Source organism: Sulfurimonas sp. HSL3-1, assembly GCF_039645995.1.
GTDB classification, from domain to species: Bacteria; Campylobacterota; Campylobacteria; order Campylobacterales; family Sulfurimonadaceae; genus Thiomicrolovo; species Thiomicrolovo diazotrophicus.
Window position 1 is genome coordinate 2,162,231 of sequence record NZ_CP147920.1, and the last position, 20,708, is coordinate 2,182,938.

Sequence of the window (20,708 nt, forward strand, 5' to 3'; positions counted from 1 at the left end):
GGACTTCCAACCATGACGCATTCCGCCACCGGCATGCTGATCGCCCACGCCAACTTTGCCAAGGGGTTCCGCGGCGGCGAGCGGCAGACGCAGCTGCTGATCGAAACACTCTCGCAGCGGGGCTACCGCCAGCGGCTGCTCGTGCGTAAAGGTTCGGAACTGGGACGGCGCTGCCGGGGCATCGAAAACCTCTCCGTCATCGAAATCGGCAAACCCTACGCCCTCCACCTGGGCCATCTCAAAGGCGCGGGAGTGCTGCACGCCCATGAAACAAAAGCGGCGCAGTTCGCCCTCTTTGGCAAATGGCTTCTCGGCGTCCCGTACATCGTCACGCGTCGGGTCGACCACGCCATCACGAACAACGCTTTCAACCGGGCGATTTATGCCTCCGCCACGCAGTGCGTTGCCCTCTCCGAAGCCATCAAAACGGAGATCCGAAAGATCGTCCCGGAGACCGATGTTGCCACCATCCCCAGCGCCTGGAGCAGGCTGGAGACCGATGAGGCACGTGTCCGACAGCTGAAAACCCGGTTTGAGGGGAAATTCGTCGTAGGGCAGATCGGCGCGCTTGTCGACGCCCACAAGGGGCAGGCCATCCTCATCGAAGCGGCCCGCATCCTGGAACGGAGGCACCCCGATATCCAGTTTATACTGCTCGGGGGCGGCAGCGACGAGGCCATGCTGAAAGCGGCGGCGGCCGATCTTGGCAATATCACCTTTGAAGGGTTCGTCAACAACGTCGGCGACTATCTGGCATGTTTCGACCTCTTCGCCTTCCCCTCCCGCTACGAAGGGCTTGGATCCATCCTCTTCGACGCCATGCAGTTCGATGTGCCCATCGTCGCCTCGAACGTCGGCGGCATCCCCGATATCGTTCATCATGAGGACAACGGTCTGCTCGTGCCGCCCGGCGATGCCCGCGCCCTTGCCGAAGCCATCAAGCGCCTTTACGGCGATGCTGCCCTGCGCGAACGGTTGAGCGCCCGTGCCCGGGACGAACTCGACGCCTACTCGCCCGCCGCCATGACCGAAAAGTACGAACGGCTCTATCGGCGCTAGGCGCTGAAAATCAGCGAACCCCAACACCCTTTACTGTATGATTATCACCACAAAAGCAAGGAAATACTCTATGTTCGGAAACGTCAAAGCAAAGCTCGACCTGCTCAAAGACTACTTTTATACGAAACAGGCGCTGAAAGCCGAGCCGCACCTTTTTGACCATGTCGAAACCTACTGCATGTTCGTCGGCTATCCGCGCAGCAGTCACAGCCTGATCGGTTCATTGATCGATGCCCATCCCCAAACCAATATCGCCCACGAGCAGGATGTGCTCAAGTATATCAAGTACGGGTTTTCGAAAGAGGCCATCTTCCACCTGCTGCTGCGCAACGCCAAGCAGTTCACCGAGGCCGGCCGAGAGTGGACGGGCTACTCCTATGCGGTCGAAGGCCAGTACCAGGGAAAATACACCGACCTGAAGGTGATCGGCGACAAACGCGGGGGGAACAGCTCCAGGCGTTTCAGCCGCAACCCGGAACTGCTGAAGAAGCTGAAAAAGACGATCGACCTCCCGATCAAGTTCATTCACGTCATCCGCAACCCCTACGACAATATCAGCACCATGGCCTACCGGGCCGTCGGTTCGGACAAGAGCAAAGTGACGCCGGAGGCGCTAACGGGGGAACTCGAACACTACTTCTCCCTCGTGGAGACGGCGAATTCGGTCTTTGAGCAGGTGGATGTAGCGGACGTCATCCATGTCAAGATCGAAAACTTCATGGAACACCCGAAAGAGGAGCTGAAAAGAATATGCGATTTTCTCGGCCTTGAGACAACCGAGGAGTACCTCGACGCCTGCGCGGCGATCGTCTATACGAAACCGCATAAAACCCGCAATGACTATACATGGGACGAGGCGCTCAAAGCGCGGGTAAGTGGGGAGATCGAAAAGTACCCCTTCTTCGAAGGCTACAGCTTTACGGCTTGAAAGCGTAGCCGAGCTCTTCCATCTTTTCCCCGGCGATCTCCCAGAACTGCTCTTTCCAGTGGCGCGGCCATTCGTCATACTTCGGGAAGAACTCGATGCGGTTCCGGTTGACTTTCTTCTCCAGCGAAGCGCGGACCTTTGCTTCGTCATAGACCAGGCCGTCAAATTTCGCCAGGATGTCGAAGATGAGCTCCTTGTTCGTCTTAAAGAGCTCTTCGAACTTGATGATCATGTCCGGCTGGGTCTCGATGGCGCGGGTATTGACCGTTTTCCAGTACCAGGCCAGTTTCTGCAGCGCGTTCCAGTTCTCCCACAACGCCTGCGCCGGGTCGCCGGGAATATGGAAAGGGGTCATATGGTCGTTCGTGATATAGCGGCCGCGGTTGAGCCATGACGTGACCACGTCCCTGCCGTCGCGGACGATGTGGAACACCAGCGCGTCGGGAAAGGCGTCCCGGATCAGCGGAATGGCGGCGAAGAGGTGGTAGTTCGTTTCAACGTACCACTCTTCCGAATGCTTCATATGCCACCAGCGCCGCGGCAGCGCAAAGTAGTATTTTTCCCACATCGTGTGGGGGCGTGACATCAGCTGATGCCCCCGCTTTCTGAATGCGGGTTTCGGTTCGTGCAGGCTCCAGGAGTTCTCAACGACATTATTGAAAAAATCGGTAAAAAAGTCGGTCCCGGTCCGTCCCGTAGAAACAAAAAAAGCTGTCTTCAAGCTTTCTCCTTCTGTAGTTTTTTTCTTATCGGAAATAACGTTCTCAGACCCCGATCTGGAAGTATTCGAATCCGAGACGCGCCATACGCTCCTTGTCGAACTGGTTGCGGCCGTCGAAGAAGATCGGGCTGTTGAGGCGTTTGTCGATCTCGTCGAAGTCGGGGCTGCGGAACTCCTGCCACTCGGTGACGAGGATGAGCGCATCGGCGCCGGTGAGCGCGTCGTATTTGCTGTCGACGTATTCGACGCGCTCATTGCCCTTGAGGTAGTAGCTCTCCGCCTCGTGGCGGGCTTTCGGGTCGTAGGCCTTGATCTTCGCGCCGCGCGTTGTCAGGGCGTTGATGATCGTGATGGAGGAGGCTTCGCGCATATCGTCCGTTTCCGGTTTGAACGCCAGGCCCCAAACGGCGAAGGTAAGGCCCGAGAGCTCCTCGCCGAAACGTTTGATCACCTTGTCCGCCATGACCATTTTCTGATCGTAGTTTACCGCTTCGACGGCGTCGAGGATCCGCGGGGTATAGCCGAAATCCTTGGCCGTTTTGGCCAGGGCCTGCACATCCTTCGGAAAGCAGCTGCCGCCGTAGCCGCAGCCCGGGTAGATGAAGCTGTAGCCGATGCGGCCGTCGCTACCGATACCGTGGCGCACCTTGTTGACGTCCGCGCCGACACGTTCGCAGATATTGGCCATCTCGTTCATAAAGCTGATCTTCGTCGCGAGCATCGCGTTCGCGGCGTACTTGGTCATCTCGGCGCTCTTGATATCCATTCCGATAAAGCGGTCGCTTTTTTTCATGAAGGGGGCGTAGAGGTCGTGCATCACCTGCATCGCCGTCTCGCTCTCGGCACCGATGACGACGCGGTCTGGGTGCATGAAGTCCTCGATGGCCGCGCCCTCTTTGAGGAACTCAGGGTTGGAGACAACGTCAAATTCCAGGTCGACGCCGCGCTTGTCCAGTTCTGTCTGGATCGCGGCTTTGACCTTGTCGGCCGTACCGACGGGAACCGTCGATTTGTCGACGACGACCATGTAATGCTGCATATGCTCGCCGATGCTTTTGGCGACGGCCAGCACGTACTGAAGGTCCGCGCTGCCGTCTTCGCCCATCGGGGTACCGACGGCGATAAAGGCGACATCCGTCGAAGCGATCGCCTCCTGGATATCGGTCGTGAACGCCAGGGTGCCCTTCTCATGATTCTCGAGGACCATCGTCTCCAGACCCGGTTCATAGATCGGGATGATCCCCTGGCGCAGTTTCGCGATCTTTCCCTCATCGATGTCCACACAGGTGACGCTGTTGCCCATCTGCGCAAAACAGGTCCCGCTGACCAGGCCGACATAGCCCGTGCCGATGACGGATATTTTCATCTCTTCGCTCCTCGCGGTTTTCTTGGAGGTGATTGTACCCAATGGGGTATTAGAAATAGGATACAATAGGGTTACATTCTGACAACAAAACAGCGCATTCCGGGGAGAACGTCCCCCGTACTCCCCCGATGCCGGTAACCGGGGAGAGGGTAGTCCATGATTTTTTTGCGCAACTACTTTACGCTGTTTGCACTCGCCTATCTGCTGCTGGCGGCGACCAAACTGCTTTTTCTCGCCTTCTACGCCGATCGTTTCGGCGGCTACCCCATCGCATCCCTGCTGCACGCCCTTGTATGGGGGTACCGTTTCGATTTCGCCGCCGCCGCCATCGTCACGCTGTTTGCGACGCTGGGGCAGTTTAATGCCCGGCTTCTGCACATCGGCGCCGCGCTGCTTCTCGGTTCGCTCGTCATGCTGCAACTCTCCGACATCCTCTACTTCGAGGATGCCTCCCGCCATATCGCCTACGAGATCACCGATGTTTTCAACGATGCCGGCGGACTTTTTATGACGGCGCTCGGGCAGAATACCCTCTTCACCCTCACCGCACTGACCGCCGTGCCGCTGATGGTATGGGGCTTCTACCGTTTTGGCCGCGCCCGGCTGCACCCGGTTCCCCTCGACCGCTACTACCTTCCGAAAACCCTGCTGCTGTTGGGCCTTTCCGTCTTCTTCATCCGCGGGATGTTCGCGCACATCCCCCTGACCCCCTGGCAATCAAGCCAGATCGGAGACGCCCGCCTGGCGCAGCTGGCGCTTAACGGGAGCTACAGCGCCCTCTTCTCCCTCGTCGACACGGAAGGGCGTCTCCTCCCCCGACGCGTCGCCAAGCTTTCCCCACGGGAAGTCAAACGGGGATTTGCCGAAATCTATGACGACGGCCGTACCGTGACCGGCATGAACGCCACCCCGAACGTCATCTTCTTCTTCCTCGAAGGGTGGAGCGGCGTCAACATGCAGCCCTACGGGCATGCACTCCAAACAACACCCTTTTTTGACAGCATCCTTCCCCGCTCGCTCCGTCCGAAAGCCGCGATCGCCGGCGGTCACCGGACGACGGAAGGGATGTTCACCACCCTGGTCTCCTATCAGAACCCCCTTGCCAGGAGTGTCGCGAAAACTCAGCTGCAAAACTTCCGCTACCGTTCGGTCATCGACCTCTTTAATGCCCGCGGATACCGCAGTATCTTCTTCCAAGGGACGGCCAAAGAGACCAGCGGCACGGGCGCGCTGGCACAGAAACTGGGCTTTAGCGAAAGCTACGGCAAGGAGGACGTTACCGAACGCCGATTCGGGACCAATTTCTGGGGCGTCTACGACCAGGACCTCTACGCCTTTGCCTTACAGAAGCTCGGGGAGAGTTCTTCGCCTTTCGTGCTCGGTATCAACGGTGCTACAACCCATGACGACAAGCTCCCGGAGGGGGTCGGGAAAACCCGTTTCGCCGATGATGAAAAACAGAACAACCGCCTGAATGCGCTGCATTTTGCGGACGCAGCCCTGGGAGAGTTCGTCGCGGCGGTGCAGGCACACTACCCGAACACGCTCTTTGTCTTTTTCGCCGACCACTGCGGCGGAGGCGTCGACGGCACCTTTGAGAACTTTATGATCCCCCTTGCCTTCTACGGTGCCAGCATTGCACCGCACTACCTCGACCATTATGTGTCGCAGCGCGACATCGCCCCGACCGTCGTCGACATCGTCTTCGGGGATTACAAAAAACTGATGCCGGATTTCAGCGGAAAATCGCTTGTCAGCGATCAGCATTTCGTCGCCGATTATTACCGCAACGGCATCCTGGGATGGGTCGAGGGGATGCAGGCCGTCGAGTACCTTGCTGACACGGGAGAAGTCACCTGCTATGACGTCTCCCGATACAGGGCAAAGCCCGCAGCGTGCGAGCGCAATTCCGAAGACTATACCCTGCGCGCCGCCGCCTTTACCGACGTCTCCCAGCGACTGCTGTTTGCCGGAGAAACAGGCCGTTTCCATACCTACCGCGCAACCCGGCCGGCGTACGCCTCTTTGGCGGGCAGACGCTGACACCCGCTTCGCTATAATACGTCCCATGAAACCGCCGTACGCATGGGATTTCCACTCCGATCAGCCTTATCAGCTCAAAGACCGCCCCCTCAAACGAAGGCTGCGAAAAGCACAGCGTGCCTCCCTCGTCAAAACGGCGCTCTCGGGCCTGCTGTGGCTGCCGCTGGCCCTCCTGGCCATGCCCTTCCTGCGCCGCCACCCTATTGACGCCCCCCACTTTGCCGGGCTGATCGTCGACCCCCTGCGCGCGCCGGACGCTACGCTGGAGGCACTTCCTTCGCTCGACGTGGAAGAGCTGCTGATCCGGGTCAAACTCTGGGAGCGCAGCGAACTGGATGCCATTGTTTCCTTCGTCAGGCAACTTGAGGGGAAACGGCTCTTTTTCGTCCTGATGCAGGACCGCGAACACATTGAGGACGCCGCGCTGCGAAAAGAGACGCTCGAACAGACCTTTACCGCCCTCGCCCCCTTCGGGAACCGCTTTCAGATCGGGACCACCCTCAACCGTGCCAAATGGGGGTTTGCCAGTGTCAACGAATACCTGGATTTTTTCAAAACGGCGCAGCAGCTCCGTGACGATGCTTTCCCGGAGCTGCAACTTATCGGCCCGGGTGTCATCGATTTTGAATACCACTTCGCCGCCCACGCCCTTTTCAACCTCCGCGGTGTCCGTTTCGACGCCGTCAATGCCCTGCTCTACGTCGACCGCCGCGGGGCGCCGGAAAACACCCAGGCCGGGTGCGACCTCCCCTGCAAGATCAACTTTCTCTCCTCCCTGACGATGCTCTCCCCCCGTGCAAAGCGTCCCCTTTACCTCACTGAAACGAACTGGCCGCTGACGGGGACGGCCCCCTACGCACCGACCAGCGAAAAAGAGTGCGTGGACGAGGAGACCTACGCCTCTTACATGGTGCGCTACTACCTGCTTGCCCTTGCCACGCAGCAGGTCGCGACCGTCTACTGGCATCAGCTTGCCGCCCCGGGCTACGGTCTCGTCGATACGCGGGACGGTTGGCGGGAGCGCCCGGCATTTCACGCCTTCAAGACCATGACCTCCTTGTTGAAGGAGGCGCGGCACATCGCCCTTCAGCAGCGCCGCGAACGGTTCGAAATGGTGCTGCAGCGCCCCGATGGCCTGCTGCGCATCTTCTGGACGAACGACGAGGCATATACCCAGCACTTTGCCGAGCCCCGCCGCTTTATCGGCCGCGACGGCCGCACCTTTACGACGGATGCCCTCGCGGTCTCCGGCGCCCCGGTCTATCTGATTGAAAAGGACGAAGCGTGAAACTGCTGATCATCCTGCCCAACTGGCTCGGCGACGCGGTCATGGCCACGGCCGCCATCGAATCGCTCTGCGAATGTTACCCCGAGGCACGTCTCACCCTGGTCGGATCCCATGTCGCTATCGAAGCCCTTAAACACCACCCGATGTGTGTCAATGCCTACGTTGACGAGACAAAAAAGGGCGGGAACCGCCTCGCCAATACCTACCGCTTCGCCAAAACGATCGGCCGCCACGATGCCGCGGTCAGTTTCCGCAACCAGCTGCACGCCTCGCTGCTGCTGCGCTGGACGGGAACCCCCAGAAGCGTCGCCCGTGCGAGCTGGCATGCGCGGCTGCTGCTCAGCGACGCCGTCGCCCTTTCGCGCGAGGAGCATCTTACGCAACAGTACCAGCGGCTGGCCGACCGCCTCTGCGGCACCGAAACCGCGCCGGGGCCGCTGCGCCTCTTCATCCCGCCCCGCACCTTTGAACGACCGACGCTCGGTATCAATCCCGGGGCGACCTACGGTTCGGCCAAACGGTGGTACCCCGAAAAGTTTGCCGCCGTCGCCGCCCATTTTTCAGACCGCTACGACATCGTTATCTTCGGCGGTCCCGGCGAAACGGCCATGGCGGAGGCGATCGAAAAGGATCTGCAGGCACGGGAGGTCGAGAACTACCGCAACCTTGCCGGAAAAACGACCATCACCGAACTCTGCGCCGCTGTCGGGGGACTTTCGCTCTTTGTCACCAACGACAGCGGTCCGATGCACGTCGCGGCCGCCTACCGCGTCCCCACCGTCGCGATCTTCGGCCCGACACGCCACAAAGAGACCTGCCAATGGGGCAATCCTAAAAGCGCCATCGTCCGCCACGACCTGGAGTGCGCTCCCTGCATGAAACGCGAATGTCCGCTCAAACATCATGAATGTATGAAATCGATTGAAGCGTATGAAGTCATTGAGGCAGCAGAAAAACTTATTGTCTGATTCTGCCTTGTCAAAGGCTAGCTTCAGCGCCACAGCGGCCAGCGTAGCTCATGGGACTTGGTTCCATGGGCGTTTTCATCAATGGTGACACCATGAATGTATGAAATCGATCGAAGCGTATGAAGTCATTGAGGCGGCGGAGCGTCTGATCGTCTAGCCCCGCCGAGAAAGAAAGTGTTTAAAAGCGGAATTTGACGCCGACGTACCACGCCTCGTTGAAGGTAAAATCTCCGCCGGAGAGATCGAAATCCGTATCGATTTTCCGGTAGCCCGCCGTCACCGCGGCGCGGTCGATGATCCGGATATCGAGGGAGAGGTCGTATTCGAGGTAGTTCTTCGCATCCTGCCACGCCAGCACCTCCGGTGCGTAATAGAGCGCCCCGCCCACGATAAAGGGAACCGGTAGGTTCAGCGGCAGCTCGTAACGCGCAAAAACACCGATCGGCAGGGCGTCAAAATCGTACCCTTCGATCGAGGTATAGACGAATTTCACCCCGAGCCCGAGGGTCAGGGCATCGTTGCCCGAGAGACGCTGCGCTACGGCAAAGTGCGCATCGAAGAGATCGTGGTCCTTGTCGCGGAGTTCGTCGCTGTGATGATAGGAGCCGCGGAGGTAACGGGCCCCGAGAAAGACCGTCTCCGGATCGACGGCATCGTTGAACTGTCCCATGTCAAAGTCGAGCTTCGCATTGAGATCGTAGTTGTTCAGGTTCAGTTCCGCTTCGTGCATCGCGAACAGCGAGCAGCCGAGCGCCAGCGTGGTTACCAAAGTTTTCAGCATGTTGTTCCCTCCTGGATTCTTGCTATGGTCTTCGTCGTACTTTTGCCTTCGACGAAATCGACGAGTTTCAGCTCGCCTGCAAATTCGGTTCCGACGACGGCTTTACCCTCATAGTCCCCCCCTTTGACGAGGACGTCGGGGCAGAGCATCTTGATCAGCTCGTAGGGCGTATCGTCGCCGAACTTGACGACATAGTCCACCGACTCCAGCGCGGCGAGGATGTAGGCGCGGTCATCTTCGCTGTTGACCGGGCGCGAGGGGCCTTTGAGGGCGCGGACGGAGGCGTCGGAGTTGAGCCCGACGATCAGGATGTCGCCGAAGCTCTTGGCGACCTGGAGGTACTTGACGTGTCCGACGTGCAGAATGTCGAAACAGCCGTTGGTAAAGACGATGCGTTTCCCCCCGGCCCGGCAGCGGTTGACGATCCGGTCGATCTCCTCGAAGCTCTTGATGTGCGCATCGGAGCTGCTCTGGTGCAGCATCGCCTCGTACTCTTCGATCTCATCCAGGGTCACCGTTGCCGAACCGATCTTGCCGACGACGACCCCGGCGGCGAGGTTCGCGAAACGGGCCGCGTCGTCGATGCTGAGACCCGAACTCAGCCCAAACGCGATGGAGGCGATCACCGTATCGCCCGCCCCCGTCACGTCATAGACCTCCTGGGCCACGGTCGGGAAACGCTTGAGCTTCTCGTCGAAGATCGCGATCCCGTCCTCGGAGAGAGTGATCATGGAGCGGTCGAGGCCGCACTCGCTTTTCAGCCACAGCAGCGCTGCCTTCAGGCTCTCGTCGTCTTTGATCTCGATGCCGGTCGCCTCGATCGCCTCTTTTTTATTGGGGGTCAGCAGGTGCGCGCCGCGGTACTTCGTGTAGTTGCGCCCTTTCGGGTCGACGAGCACCTTCTTGCCCCCCGCGCGAGCCCGGGTGATGACCCCCTGCGCCAAGGCCGGGGTGAGCACCCCTTTGCCGTAGTCGGAGAGAATAATGATGTCGTAGAGGAAAAGGTCCTTCTCCACCGCGGCGAGGATCTTCGATTCGGAGGCTTCGGTAATGGCATCCTTGGACTCTTTGTCGTAACGGAGGATCTGCTGGTTCGCGGCGATAACGCGGCTCTTTTTACTCGTTTTGCGGCCCGGCTGCGTCACCAGCCCCTCCGTCTTCACCCCGATGCTTTTGAGCATCAGCGTCAGCTCCTTGCCGTTGGCGTCATCCCCGATGGCCGAGGCGACGCTGACGGAGGCGCCCAGGGCGGTCAGGTTGTTGATGACGTTGCCCGCCCCGCCCAGCACCGTCGTCTCGTTGGCAACGTCGACGACCTGCACCGGCGCCTCGGGGGAGATGCGTTCCGCCCGGCCCCAGAGGTAGTGGTCGATCATCAGATCGCCGATGACGAGGATATTGGGACGGCTGTTACGCAGCAACGGGATCATTTGACCTCTTCTTCAAAGAGGCGCTTGATCTCGGGAATGTAGGCTTTGATCCCGTCTTCGAGCTCATAGCGCGGTTTGTAGCCCAGTCCCCGCATCGTGCTGCCGATGTCCGCTTCCGTATGGAACTGGTAGCGTCCGACGAAGGGGTTCGGAATATACTCGCACGGCAGCGCTGTGCCCAGCTCTTTTTGGAGCGAGTCGACGATGGACTGGAAGGAGCGCGCCTTCCCGGTCCCGACGTTGTAGATGCCGTTCTCTTTTGGGTGCATCGCCAGGACGTTCGCCTGGATGATATCCTCGATGTAGATAAAGTCGCGCACGATCTTGTCCGAGCCTTCGAAGAGGCGCGGGTTTTTGCCGGCGAGAATCTGGTGGCCGAACTGTACGACCATCGAGGCGGTCTTGTTCTTGAAGAACTCCCGCGGCCCGTAGACGTTGAAATAGCGCAGACCGACGATGCCGATCTTCTCGCGTTTCATATAATCACGGCTGAGATGGTCCATCATCAGCTTCGAAAAGCCGTAGACGTTCTGCGGTGCTTCGACCCCGACGCGCTGCGGCGAGGAAGCGTCGCCGTAGGTCGCGCCCGAAGAGGCGTAGATCATGTTTGCCCCCTGGCGCACTGCCATGTCGAGCAGGTCCTTGTAGGCGTTGAGGTTCGTACGGATCATCAAGTCCTGCTCCAGCGCCGTCGTGTCGGAGATCGCCGCCTCGTGGAAGATGTAATCGAAATCGTAATCCCCCTCCAGCTTGGCCAGCAGCGCCTTGTCGTTGATGTCGCCGCTGATCACCTCGCCGCGGAAACCGATCAGGTTTTTGAAGTGGCCGAAGCTCTTGAGGTTGCCGTTTGAGAGGGTCTCGCCGCTGCGGAAACTGTCGAGCACGACGACATGGGCTTCGGGATGATTCTCCTGAAAGTAGAAGGCCAGGTTCGCGCCGATAAAGCCTGCGCCCCCCGTGATCAGAATCGTCTTGTTTTTCAGGTCGTCATCAATATAGCGCATCGTTTTTCCCTACGTTAAAAATTAGGGGATTTTACCATTTTGAACGTAACAACCCTCTAAGGGCCAGTTTTTGTTCAACAGAAGTGAACATCTCGTTAAGTGAAACTAATAGGAATGATTAACAATGTTTAAGAGTCAAATCTGTATAATGAACCCCGAAATTTTCACTTGGAGACCTAAAAATGAAAAAAATCGCTCTGACTCTGCTTGTTGCTAGCGTATCTCTGATGGCGGCTGACGGTGCTGCTCTGTACAAAAAATGTGCTGCGTGCCACGGTGCAAGCGGCGAGAAAAAAGCCCTCGGTAAATCTGAGATCATCAAAGGCTGGGATGCTGCTAAAACTGCTGCAGCTCTGACTGACTACAAAGCCGGTACACGTAACATCCACGGTATGGGTGCACTGATGAAAGGTCAGGTTGCTCCGTACTCTGAAGCAGACATCAAAGCTGTTGCAGCTTACATCGCTGGCCTGAAGTAATTCCGGCCCCGTTCCGCATCCCTGCGGGACACCTCTTTTCTACACGCAATTTTCCACCCTACCCCGCTTTCACAAAACGTTCAACCGTATCCATACGAACGCTATCCATTATCACGTCGTTCTGACAGCGATTACACCACAGCAGTTTCAGCCTCAACGGCCTACCGCACCCACTGGTCCAGAATGATGAGCACCAGGAAAACGATCCCGAGGTAGCCGTTGACGGTAAAGAAGGCGCGGTCGATCTTCGTAAAATCCTTGCGGACAAGGTAGTGTTCATACCCCAGCATCAGCGCACTTGCTGCCACCGCCATCCAGGCGAAGAACCCCAGCTCTGCCGCCCAGACGAACATCCACCAGAACAGCACCGTATTGAGGTGAAAGAGGGTTGAGATGAAGAGGGTCGCTTTCGGACCATAGACGGAAGGCACGGAGTGCAGCCCGTGAAGCTTGTCGAATTCGATGTCCTGCAGCGAATAGAGCAGATCAAAGCCGGCCACCCAGAAAAGGACGCCAAGGGAGAGCAGTACCGACCATTGCGGCACGCTTTCGCTCACCGCGACCACCCCGGCCAGGGGCGCAAGCCCCAGGGAAATGCCCAGCACGACATGAGCCAGCTCGCTGAAACGCTTGAAATACGAATAGCTTCCCAGCACCGCCAGTACGGGAATCGCCAGCATAAAGGCCAGATCATTGATCAGATAGGCGACAATGATAAAGACGAGGGCGTTGACAACGGAAAAGAGCAGGATCGTCGTGCTGTCGAGACGGCCGTCGGCGTTGGGGCGCTCCTGGGTCCTCGGGTTCAGCGCGTCGATATCGCGGTCGGCATAGCGGTTGACCCCCATGGCGAAGTTGCGCGCCGATATTGCCGCCAGAATCCCCAGCAGCAGCAGCGAAAAGCCGAACCAACCCCCGGCGGCGACGATCATCGCAATGAAGATGAACGGAAGAGAGAAGATGGAGTGCTGGAACATCACCAGCTCATTGAAATCATGCAGTTTGGCGACGATGCGTTTCACCCGGCTACTCACTTTTTTGTTTAATTGTATCAAAAATCAGCATAGCCGAGGCATCCTTGTCAAAGAGAGGCCTGCGCAGAAACGACAAAAAGCGCTGCCGCACCCGGGGATGGGCGAAGGCGTTGATATGCCCGGCACTCGTTATGAGCCAGAAGGCGCGCGGCCGCGCCGACGCATCAAAGAGCTGCCAGCTGTGGTTGGGGGAGATGATGCTGTCTTTGGAGCCGGCGAGGTAAAGCTTCGGTACCGCCAGCGACGGAGCGATCCCGATGGGATCGTAACGGTCCGTCAGGGCCAGCGACGCGCTCCACTGTACGGGCCACCCCACGACGGAGCGGTCAAGCGCCTCCCTACCCGCCTGGGGCAGCGAAGCAAAGGTACTGTCCAAGACGGCCAGCGCGATCCTCTCCGTCCCCTGCCGCGCCAGGGCATTGAACAGAAGCGCGCCTCCCAGCGACTGCCCGATCACGGTCACCTTCCCGCTGCGCCGGGCCAGCACGTATGCCAGGGCGGCTTGGGTATCTTCCACCGCACCCTCCAGCCCCGGGGTGCCCTCCGAGGCGCCGTACCCCCGGTAATCGAAGATAAACACCTCGTATCCCGCCCGTACTAGCCAGTCAAAACCGGTAAAGTGCGCCGAGATGTTCTGCGCGTTTCCGTGCACGATGATCACCGTGCCCAGCCGTGCGGACCGGGGTTCAAGCCACCAGCCCGACAGCCGCGTACCGTCTTTCGAATCGAAATGCGCTTCCCGGTAACTGATGTTGAGATCCGACGGCGTCGCATAGAGCCGTGAATCGGGCTGAAACACCATCGCTTCGCACCCCCACAGCGCCAATAATACCGCGAAAGCAACCGCATAGCCCGTCCATTTCATCCCGCTTCTCCTTGTGCCTTTTCTACACAACTTTAACAGCGATTGTAGCGTATACTGTCGTCATGAAAACGATCGCCCTCATCGGACCCACGGCCTCGGGCAAGAGCGACCTTGCCCTGCGGGCCGCCGCCGTCACGGGCGCGCGTATCCTCTCCCTTGATTCCCTCAGCATCTACAAGGGGATCGACATCGCCTCGGCCAAGCCCACGCTCGAAGAGCGCAGGGAGATCATCCACTACGGCATCGACGTCCTGACACCGGACCGGCCCTTCGACGTCACGACCTTCGTCGATCTCTACCGACAGGCGCTCAGAGACTGCGAAGCCGCCGGTGTACCGCTGATCATCGTCGGCGGGACCTCCTTTTACCTTAAGGTGCTTTTCGACGGGATCTCCGAAACCCCCGCGACCGATGACACCACCCGCGAGAAGGTCGCGGCACTGCTGCAGGAGCAGGCAAAGGCGTACGCCCTGCTGCAGCGCGTCGATCCGGAGTATATGGCCGGGATCGACGCCAACGACCGCTACCGCACCGAAAAGATGCTCACGATCTACCTGCAGACGGGCACGCCCCCCTCGGCATGGTTTGCGGCCCACCCCCCCGAACCGATCCTGACTGATGCCCCCCTCTTCGCGATCGACGTCCCCCGCGACCTGCTGCGCGAACGCATCACCCTGCGCACCCACAAAATGATCGCCTCCGGGCTCATTGACGAAGTCGCCCGCCTGGAACGGCAGTACGGCCGTGCACCCAACCCCATGAAAGCGATCGGCATCATCGAGGTGCTGGAGTACCTTGACGGGAAGGTCTCCACAGAGGAGATGACGCAGCAGATCATTACCCACACGGCGCAGCTGGCCAAACGGCAGCAGACCTTTAACCGCAACCAGTTTGCGCGGCAAACCCTGCTGCCCTACGAAGCGCTGCTGGAGCCCATAATTTCCGCCCTTTCCGATTAACGTTTACGCCCCCTTTCACCTTAATTCCCTCCGTGTTATAATAGATAAATATACACTTAATAATATCGATCAATCAGGGAGTGCAATCAATGAAGGGCAAAATCGCCTTACTCGCAGGCGGATGGATTTTAGTCGTCCTCTTCTCATGGACATGGGAGTTTTACCATAACAAAAACCTTGAGGAGGACGCCATGCTCAAAAGCGGGCGGGCCTTCTTCCAGCAGATCGTGCTGACCCGCGAGTGGAATGCACGCCACGGGGGGGTCTACGTCTTCGCCGACGAAACAACACCGCCCAATCCCCACCTCAAGAATGTGCGGCGGGACATCCCCCTGCCGGACGGGCAGCTGCTGACCCTGGTCAACCCCGCCTATATGACCCGACAGCTCTCCGAACTGGCGGAAAAGTACGACGGCCTGCAGATCCATATCACCAGCCTGAAACCGATCCGTCCCGAAAATGCACCGAAGGCCTGGGAACGCACGGTACTCGAATCCTTTTACCACGGGACAAAAGAGTACGGCGCCTTTTTCGACGGCGGGTACCGTTACATGGCCCCGCTCTATACGGAGAAAAGCTGCCTGAAATGCCATGAATCCCAAGGCTACAAGGTCGGTGATATCCGCGGCGGTGTCAGCGTCACCATTCCCCACGTTATCGCCCCGCAGCTTCCGCTGGGCGGCGGTCATCTCCTCATTGCCCTGAGCGGGCTGGGGATCATCCTGCTGGTCGGCTGGCGCCTGCGGCGTGCCTACCAAACCGTCAAAGAGCAGAGCATGATCGATCCGCTCACCGGCATCGCGAACCGCCGCCACTTTATGAAGCGTCTGAAAGAGGAGTACCAGCGCTCATTGCGCGAACAGCATCCCGTCGCGCTGATCATGGCGGATATCGACTCGTTCAAAGCCTATAATGACACCTACGGCCATATCGAGGGGGACCAGTGCCTGCTCAGCGTGGCTCATACGATGCAGGAGTCCCTCAAACGCCCCGGCGACTGCATCGCCCGTTACGGGGGCGAGGAGTTCATCATCATGCTTCCCAATACTCCCCTTGCCAACGCCGCGCATTTTGCGGAGGAGCTGCGCCGTCATATCGAAGCACTGAAAATCCGTCATGAAAGCTCCGCCGGCGGTGATATCGTGACCGCCAGTTTCGGGGTCGCCGAAACGGAAGCCGGCGACGCCGACTATGAAGCTGTTATCCGGCGGGCCGACGCCGCGCTATACGCGGCAAAAAAGGCGGGACGGAACCGCGTCAACGCTGTCGTCTGACGATGCGCCATCCCCAGACCGCCATCGCGGCAAGGGCGACCCCGAGGGCACCATAGAGGGCATAGCGGTGCGCCTCGGCGAAAAAGAGCGCCACGGTATGCCCCAGCAGGTAACCCGCCAGTGCAACGGCAACGGCCCAGAGCGCCGCACCGGCGGCATTGAGCAGCAGAAACTTTCCCGGGGCGATCCCGCTCGCGCCGAGCAGAAAAGGGGTGACCGTCCGCAAACCGTAGAGAAAACGGAAGCCGACGATCAGCGCGTTCTGTCGGCGATGCAGCAGCGAACGTACCCGTTCGGATTTTGCCTTCCAGCGCGGGCGTTTCTCCAGCAGCGCCATTCCCTGCTTCCGGCCGATGAAAAAATAGAACTGATCCCCGACAAAACTGCCTGCAAAGGCGGATACGATCACCCACGGCAACTCCAGATAGCCTGCATGGGCAAGGTAGCCGCCGATCACGAGGACCGTCTCCCCTTCCAAAAAGGTGCCCGCGGCGATCATCGCATAGCCGTACGTCATCACCAGCGCTTCAAGCATCCTCTTCTCCTAGATAATAAACGCCACACCTACGGTCGACATCCCGAGCAGCAGCAGCCACAACGCGGCAATCCGGCCGGCGGCAAAGCCCCCGAACCAGACGGCATAGATCGCCTTGAGCAGATTGTTACTGCCTGCGGCGATCATCACCGATGAGACGATCACCGGCGTTTTCAGCGCCTCATGGCCTGTCAGCAGCGACAGGACAAAAGGATCGATGTCGGTAAAGCCGACGGCAAAGGAGAGCAGCTGCAGCCCACCCGTGCCGAAATGGGCCGTGACGAGCTGCGTTGCCGCCATCATCACGACAAACAAGACGGCAAAAAGGAACGCGGTCCCCAGTTCCAGCGGGTTTCTATCCACACTCTCTTCCACCTTTACCGTCTCCCCGCTTTGCCGCAGGGCATACGGTGCGGCAATCGCAAAGGCCGCCAGGGCGAAGAGCATGAAAGGGAGCAGGAGGGCCCGCGCCACCTCCGGGGTGAAAATCAGGGCGATCACGATAAGGCGCAGGTACATCATGGCCGAGGCGGCGACGATGGCCCCCGTCATCAGACGTCTGTTCCCGATCTCGGCGGCCTTGCGCGAGAGCACGACCGTCGTCGCCGTACTGGAGTAAAGCCCGCCGATCAGCCCGGCGATCAGGTACCCCCGCTGGCGGAAGATGTATTTTTGGGCCAGGTAGCCGCCGTAGGAGATCGACGAAACGATCACGACCGCGCTCCAGAGCTCGAAAGGCGACAGGGGCAGAAACGTCCCGATGCGCTGATGCGGCAACAGCGGCAAAATGACGGCCGAGAGCAGTACCATTTTGCCGACGGTCTCCAGCTCAGTGGCATTGAGGCTTTTAGACAACGCCTGCAGGCGCGGTTTGGCGTTGAGCAGAAAGATCATCAGGACGAAAACCAGTGAAGGCAGCCAGATGGCAAAACGTTCCGACAGCGGCCCGAAGGTATAGACGAGCAGCGCCGCAAGATAGAAAAGAATAGAGGGACGCCCCTTGGAGAGCTGCTGGACGTAAAAAAGTGCAAACAGCAGGGTAACTCCCGCCATCGCAACAAGGTAGGGGGCTATACCGAGCAACCAGCACAGATAACCGAGAATACCGAGAAACGTATACGTCCGCGCCGAGCCGAACGTATGCTCCTGGTCCGTGGGATGGAACCGCAGCCGGTAGGTCTTGATCTCCAGGCCGATCAGGAAACTGAACATCGCCGTGAGGGCAAAATCCGCCAGCCGGCTGTCAAAATACTCTTCCATCTCTCGACTCCTCAAAAAGGCATCACCCCGCCTCAGCGTCCGGTGGTCCGTCTGTTTGCCCCTCAGATCACCGCGATGCCGAACCGTTTACGATAATAGCGCAAAACCGCCATTTTTACGACATCGTTGAAGATGAACCAGATGAAAGCGTATGCCCCGACAGCCGCGGCGGCACCCCAACCGATCGGTACCATCACGCCGAATCCGTAGACGCCGACGACGATCCCGGCGGCGGCGCTGAGCAGCGATGCCGACAGCAGCGGTGCCGAGGGGAAGGGACGGCGGAAAAACCACTCATCGATGCGCGTATTGAATATCGTGCCGTGCCCGGCGATGATGAGCTTGACGAAAAAGAGCGACTGTACGAAGTCAAGCGGCAGATGCATCAGCGACATCGTGATCCAGAAAAGGGTAAACGAGGAGAGCACTCCGGCAATCCCCAACCAGGTCGCCAGAACGAATACCTCGCGCATATCCCACCGTACCGGTTTCTGCCTTACTTTCGTATTGTCGTAGGCGATGGTCATGATCGGGATGTCGTTGAGCAGCGCCAGGATAATAATCATCAGCGCCGTCACCGGGTAGAAGTCGTAGAGCACGATGGCCAGCGTCATAAAGATGATGACGCGGATCGTCTCGGCGATGCGGAAGATCGTATAGCTCTTCATCCGTTCGAAGATCTGCCGCGCCTCCTTGATGGCGTCGACGATCACGTGCAGGCCAGGCGCCGTCAGCACGATATCGGCCGCGGCGCGCGCCGCATCCGTCGCCCCGTCGACCGCGATGCCGCAGTCTGCCTTTTTCAAAGCCGGAGCGTCGTTGACCCCGTCGCCGGTCATCCCCACGATATGGTCCGCCTTCTGCAGCTCATCGACGATGAAATATTTATCTTCCGGGTAGACCTGGGCAAACCCGTGCGCCGCCTCGATCAGGGCGATGATCTCCGATTCGTGTTTCTTCACCGCCCCCTTCGGTATCGGCATGTTGTAAAGCTCACGCTGCACCTTCTGCAGGATTTCCCGTACTTTCGTATCCACTTCGGCCGCAGCGGCATGCGGCATCACCGCCTCGGTGATGGCCGAGGTCAATACCTTCGAGAGGTAGAGATACTCTTCGATCGATTCGCCCTTCAACGCCCGGACATCCTCGATCTGTTCCCCGATGGTAAGCAGCCGGGCGATATAGGTCGCAACGGCGATATTGTCCCCCGTCACCATCTTGACATCGATCCCGTTCGCCTCCGCCTCCGTGACGGCCAGTTTGGAGTCGCTTCTCGGCGGATCGAAAAAGGGGAGAAGCCCCACGAAATGGTAGACATCCTCTTCGCATTTGCGGAAAGCGACCCCCAGGGTGCGGAACCCCTTTTCCGCGAACAGCCGTACCCCCTCGTAGGCATGCTCACGGTCGAACTCATGCGCATCGCTCTGTTCGATAATGATCTGCGGTGCCCCCTTGGTGACGATCAGCTCGCACTCCCCACCGTCGTAGATCCCCTCGGTACGTTTATGGACGGGATCGAACGGCAGAAATTTCTTGAGCTGCCACGGCGTCAGCCGCTCCCGCAGCCCCCGGGTGTCAATCATGTCGAAAATAGGACGTTCGATGGGATCGCCGTTCTCCTCCCTGCTTGCGAGGGCGGCGTAGACGTACAGCGCCTCTTCGTCGAAACCGTCGGCGATGTAGGGGTCAGCCAGGCTCATGCGGTTCTGCGTCAGCGTCCCCGTCTTGTCCGAACAGAGCACATCCATGCCGGCAAGCTCCTCGATCGCGGCCAGCCGACTTACGATGGCCTCTTTCAGCGCCAGGACATGCGCCCCTATAGCCATTGTCACGGTGAGGACCGCGGGCATGGCCACGGGGATGGCCGAAATCGTCAGCACCAGCGAAAAGATCAGCAGTTCGACCGTCGGTTCGTTATTCTGCACTCCGTGGTAGACGATGACGGCGATCATCGCCAGTGTCAGCAGAATGAGGAAGTTCCCGACGCGCACGACCATTTTCTGAAAGTGGCTCCGCCCTTCGCGTTCCGCCTTGGCGACGAGCCCGACCGTTTTTCCGAAATAGGTGTGCGATCCGGTGCCCGTGACGTGGGCGATCAGCTCCCCCTGGCGGATGATCGCGTTGGCGTAGAGGTCGTCACCGACCTCTTTTTCAACGGGGAGGGACTCCCCCGTCAATGCGGACTGGTCGACCTGGATATAGTCGCTTCCGCTGAGCAGTTTGGCGTCTGCAGGGATGATATCGCCGATTTTGATCTTGATGATGTCGTCGGGGACAAGCGCTGAAGCATCGATCGTTTTCCATGCGGCATCCCGCAGGACCAGTGCTTTTCTGGCCAGCTTCTTCTTGAGCACCTCGATCGCATTGAGTGCTTTCGACTCCTGGTAGAAGTCGACCGCCGCGTTGACGATCAGCATGACCATGATGATGGTGAACTCTTCCCATCGCCGCACGCTCAGCGCCAAAACGGCGGCGGTCTCGATCATCCAGGGGATTGGACCCCAAAAGCGTTTGAAAAGACGCGCCGCCCAGGAAGCCTGCTTCTCCTCGATCGTATTGGGTCCGAACTGCGCAAGACGGGTTTCGGCCTCTTCGCTGCTCAGGCCGCGCTGTAGTGAGTCGGGCGTCTCCGTATCCATCGTAGCTCCTTTTCAGGAATTCCGGTTGCCCCAAGCATGCCCATCGCACATTCAGAGCCTTATGGCATCATTGTA

18 protein-coding genes are annotated in these 20,708 nt (G+C 59.1%); 8 read left to right on the forward strand and 10 right to left on the reverse strand.

Features of this window, described 5'->3' with window-relative positions; all coding sequences use genetic code 11:
• Nucleotides 1–12: 12 nt before the first annotated feature.
• Together WCY31_RS11050 and WCY31_RS11055 are read left to right on the forward strand one after the other, a co-directional pair.
• A complete protein-coding gene (locus tag WCY31_RS11050; RefSeq protein ID WP_345972416.1) occupies nucleotides 13–1,059 on the forward strand; it encodes a glycosyltransferase family 4 protein in 1,047 nt (348 codons plus the stop codon).
• 70 nt (nucleotides 1,060–1,129) lie between these two features.
• Nucleotides 1,130–1,987 carry a sulfotransferase gene (locus WCY31_RS11055; RefSeq protein ID WP_345972417.1) on the forward strand — a complete coding sequence of 286 codons (858 nt, stop codon included), beginning with the start codon at nucleotides 1,130–1,132 and terminating at the stop codon, nucleotides 1,985–1,987.
• Here the strand turns inward: WCY31_RS11055 and WCY31_RS11060 are convergent.
• Nucleotides 1,977–2,708 (reverse strand): sulfotransferase, encoded by a 732-nt coding sequence (locus WCY31_RS11060; protein WP_231019167.1) that lies wholly within the window; start codon nucleotides 2,706–2,708, stop codon nucleotides 1,977–1,979. The genes WCY31_RS11055 and WCY31_RS11060 overlap by 11 nt on opposite strands.
• Nucleotides 2,709–2,751: 43 nt before the next feature.
• Nucleotides 2,752–4,074, reverse strand: coding sequence for a UDP-glucose/GDP-mannose dehydrogenase family protein (locus tag WCY31_RS11065; RefSeq protein WP_345972418.1), 1,323 nt, complete (start codon nucleotides 4,072–4,074; stop codon nucleotides 2,752–2,754).
• A 156-nt stretch (nucleotides 4,075–4,230) separates the two neighbouring features.
• Between WCY31_RS11065 and WCY31_RS11070 the strand changes: the two genes are divergently transcribed.
• The 3 genes from WCY31_RS11070 to waaF are packed head-to-tail and all read left to right on the forward strand — an operon-like array spanning nucleotide 4,231 to nucleotide 8,373.
• A complete protein-coding gene (locus tag WCY31_RS11070) occupies nucleotides 4,231–6,117 on the forward strand; it encodes an LTA synthase family protein (protein WP_345972419.1) in 1,887 nt (628 codons plus the stop codon).
• Nucleotides 6,118–6,142: 25 nt separating this feature from the next.
• Nucleotides 6,143–7,405 carry a glycosyl hydrolase gene (locus WCY31_RS11075; protein WP_345972420.1) on the forward strand — a complete coding sequence of 421 codons (1,263 nt, stop codon included), beginning with the start codon at nucleotides 6,143–6,145 and terminating at the stop codon, nucleotides 7,403–7,405.
• The gene (gene waaF / locus WCY31_RS11080) at nucleotides 7,402–8,373 is read left to right on the forward strand and encodes a lipopolysaccharide heptosyltransferase II (RefSeq protein ID WP_345972421.1); all 972 of its coding nucleotides are present in this window, start codon (nucleotides 7,402–7,404) and stop codon (nucleotides 8,371–8,373) included. Before WCY31_RS11075 ends, waaF begins: the two co-directional genes overlap by 4 nt.
• A 178-nt stretch (nucleotides 8,374–8,551) precedes the next feature.
• Here the strand turns inward: waaF and WCY31_RS11085 are convergent, their stop codons facing one another.
• The 3 genes from WCY31_RS11085 to rfaD are packed head-to-tail and all read right to left on the reverse strand — an operon-like array spanning nucleotide 8,552 to nucleotide 11,588.
• Complete coding sequence (locus tag WCY31_RS11085; RefSeq protein ID WP_345969864.1) at nucleotides 8,552–9,154, reverse strand: YfaZ family outer membrane protein; 603 nt, start codon at nucleotides 9,152–9,154, stop codon at nucleotides 8,552–8,554.
• Nucleotides 9,148–10,584 carry a D-glycero-beta-D-manno-heptose-7-phosphate kinase gene (gene rfaE1 / locus WCY31_RS11090; protein WP_428837492.1) on the reverse strand — a complete coding sequence of 479 codons (1,437 nt, stop codon included), beginning with the start codon at nucleotides 10,582–10,584 and terminating at the stop codon, nucleotides 9,148–9,150. Before rfaE1 ends, WCY31_RS11085 begins: the two co-directional genes overlap by 7 nt.
• The gene (rfaD, locus tag WCY31_RS11095; RefSeq protein ID WP_345972422.1) at nucleotides 10,581–11,588 is read right to left on the reverse strand and encodes an ADP-glyceromanno-heptose 6-epimerase; all 1,008 of its coding nucleotides are present in this window, start codon (nucleotides 11,586–11,588) and stop codon (nucleotides 10,581–10,583) included. The genes rfaE1 and rfaD overlap by 4 nt, the downstream gene beginning before the upstream one ends.
• 182 nt (nucleotides 11,589–11,770) lie before the next feature.
• Here rfaD and WCY31_RS11100 point away from each other — a divergent pair, with 182 nt between their 5' ends.
• Nucleotides 11,771–12,067: a c-type cytochrome gene (locus WCY31_RS11100; protein WP_345972423.1), complete on the forward strand. Its 297-nt coding sequence runs from the start codon at nucleotides 11,771–11,773 to the stop codon at nucleotides 12,065–12,067.
• Between the two features lie 161 nt (nucleotides 12,068–12,228).
• On the opposite strand, the gene mqnP is transcribed toward WCY31_RS11100, so the two are convergent.
• Nucleotides 12,229–13,089, reverse strand: coding sequence for a menaquinone biosynthesis prenyltransferase MqnP (gene mqnP, locus WCY31_RS11105; RefSeq protein ID WP_345972424.1), 861 nt, complete (start codon nucleotides 13,087–13,089; stop codon nucleotides 12,229–12,231).
• A 4-nt stretch (nucleotides 13,090–13,093) separates the two neighbouring features.
• A complete protein-coding gene (locus WCY31_RS11110) occupies nucleotides 13,094–13,966 on the reverse strand; it encodes an alpha/beta hydrolase (RefSeq protein WP_345972425.1) in 873 nt (290 codons plus the stop codon).
• Between the two features lie 62 nt (nucleotides 13,967–14,028).
• Between WCY31_RS11110 and miaA the strand changes: the two genes are divergently transcribed.
• Together miaA and WCY31_RS11120 are read left to right on the forward strand one after the other, a co-directional pair.
• Nucleotides 14,029–14,925, forward strand: coding sequence for a tRNA (adenosine(37)-N6)-dimethylallyltransferase MiaA (gene miaA / locus WCY31_RS11115; protein WP_345972426.1), 897 nt, complete (start codon nucleotides 14,029–14,031; stop codon nucleotides 14,923–14,925).
• Nucleotides 14,926–15,014: 89 nt separating this feature from the next.
• A complete protein-coding gene (locus WCY31_RS11120) occupies nucleotides 15,015–16,199 on the forward strand; it encodes a diguanylate cyclase (protein WP_345972427.1) in 1,185 nt (394 codons plus the stop codon).
• Here WCY31_RS11120 and WCY31_RS11125 read toward each other — a convergent pair.
• The 3 genes from WCY31_RS11125 to WCY31_RS11135 all read right to left on the reverse strand — a co-directional run bounded on the left by WCY31_RS11125 (nucleotide 16,183) and on the right by WCY31_RS11135 (nucleotide 20,633).
• A complete protein-coding gene (locus tag WCY31_RS11125) occupies nucleotides 16,183–16,734 on the reverse strand; it encodes a DedA family protein (RefSeq protein ID WP_345969870.1) in 552 nt (183 codons plus the stop codon). The genes WCY31_RS11120 and WCY31_RS11125 overlap by 17 nt on opposite strands.
• A 9-nt stretch (nucleotides 16,735–16,743) precedes the next feature.
• Nucleotides 16,744–17,994, reverse strand: a complete 1,251-nt coding sequence (locus WCY31_RS11130; RefSeq protein ID WP_345972428.1) for a DUF4010 domain-containing protein — start codon at nucleotides 17,992–17,994, stop codon at nucleotides 16,744–16,746.
• Nucleotides 17,995–18,056: 62 nt separating this feature from the next.
• Complete coding sequence (locus WCY31_RS11135) at nucleotides 18,057–20,633, reverse strand: HAD-IC family P-type ATPase (protein ID WP_345972429.1); 2,577 nt, start codon at nucleotides 20,631–20,633, stop codon at nucleotides 18,057–18,059.
• Nucleotides 20,634–20,708 lie beyond the last annotated feature (75 nt).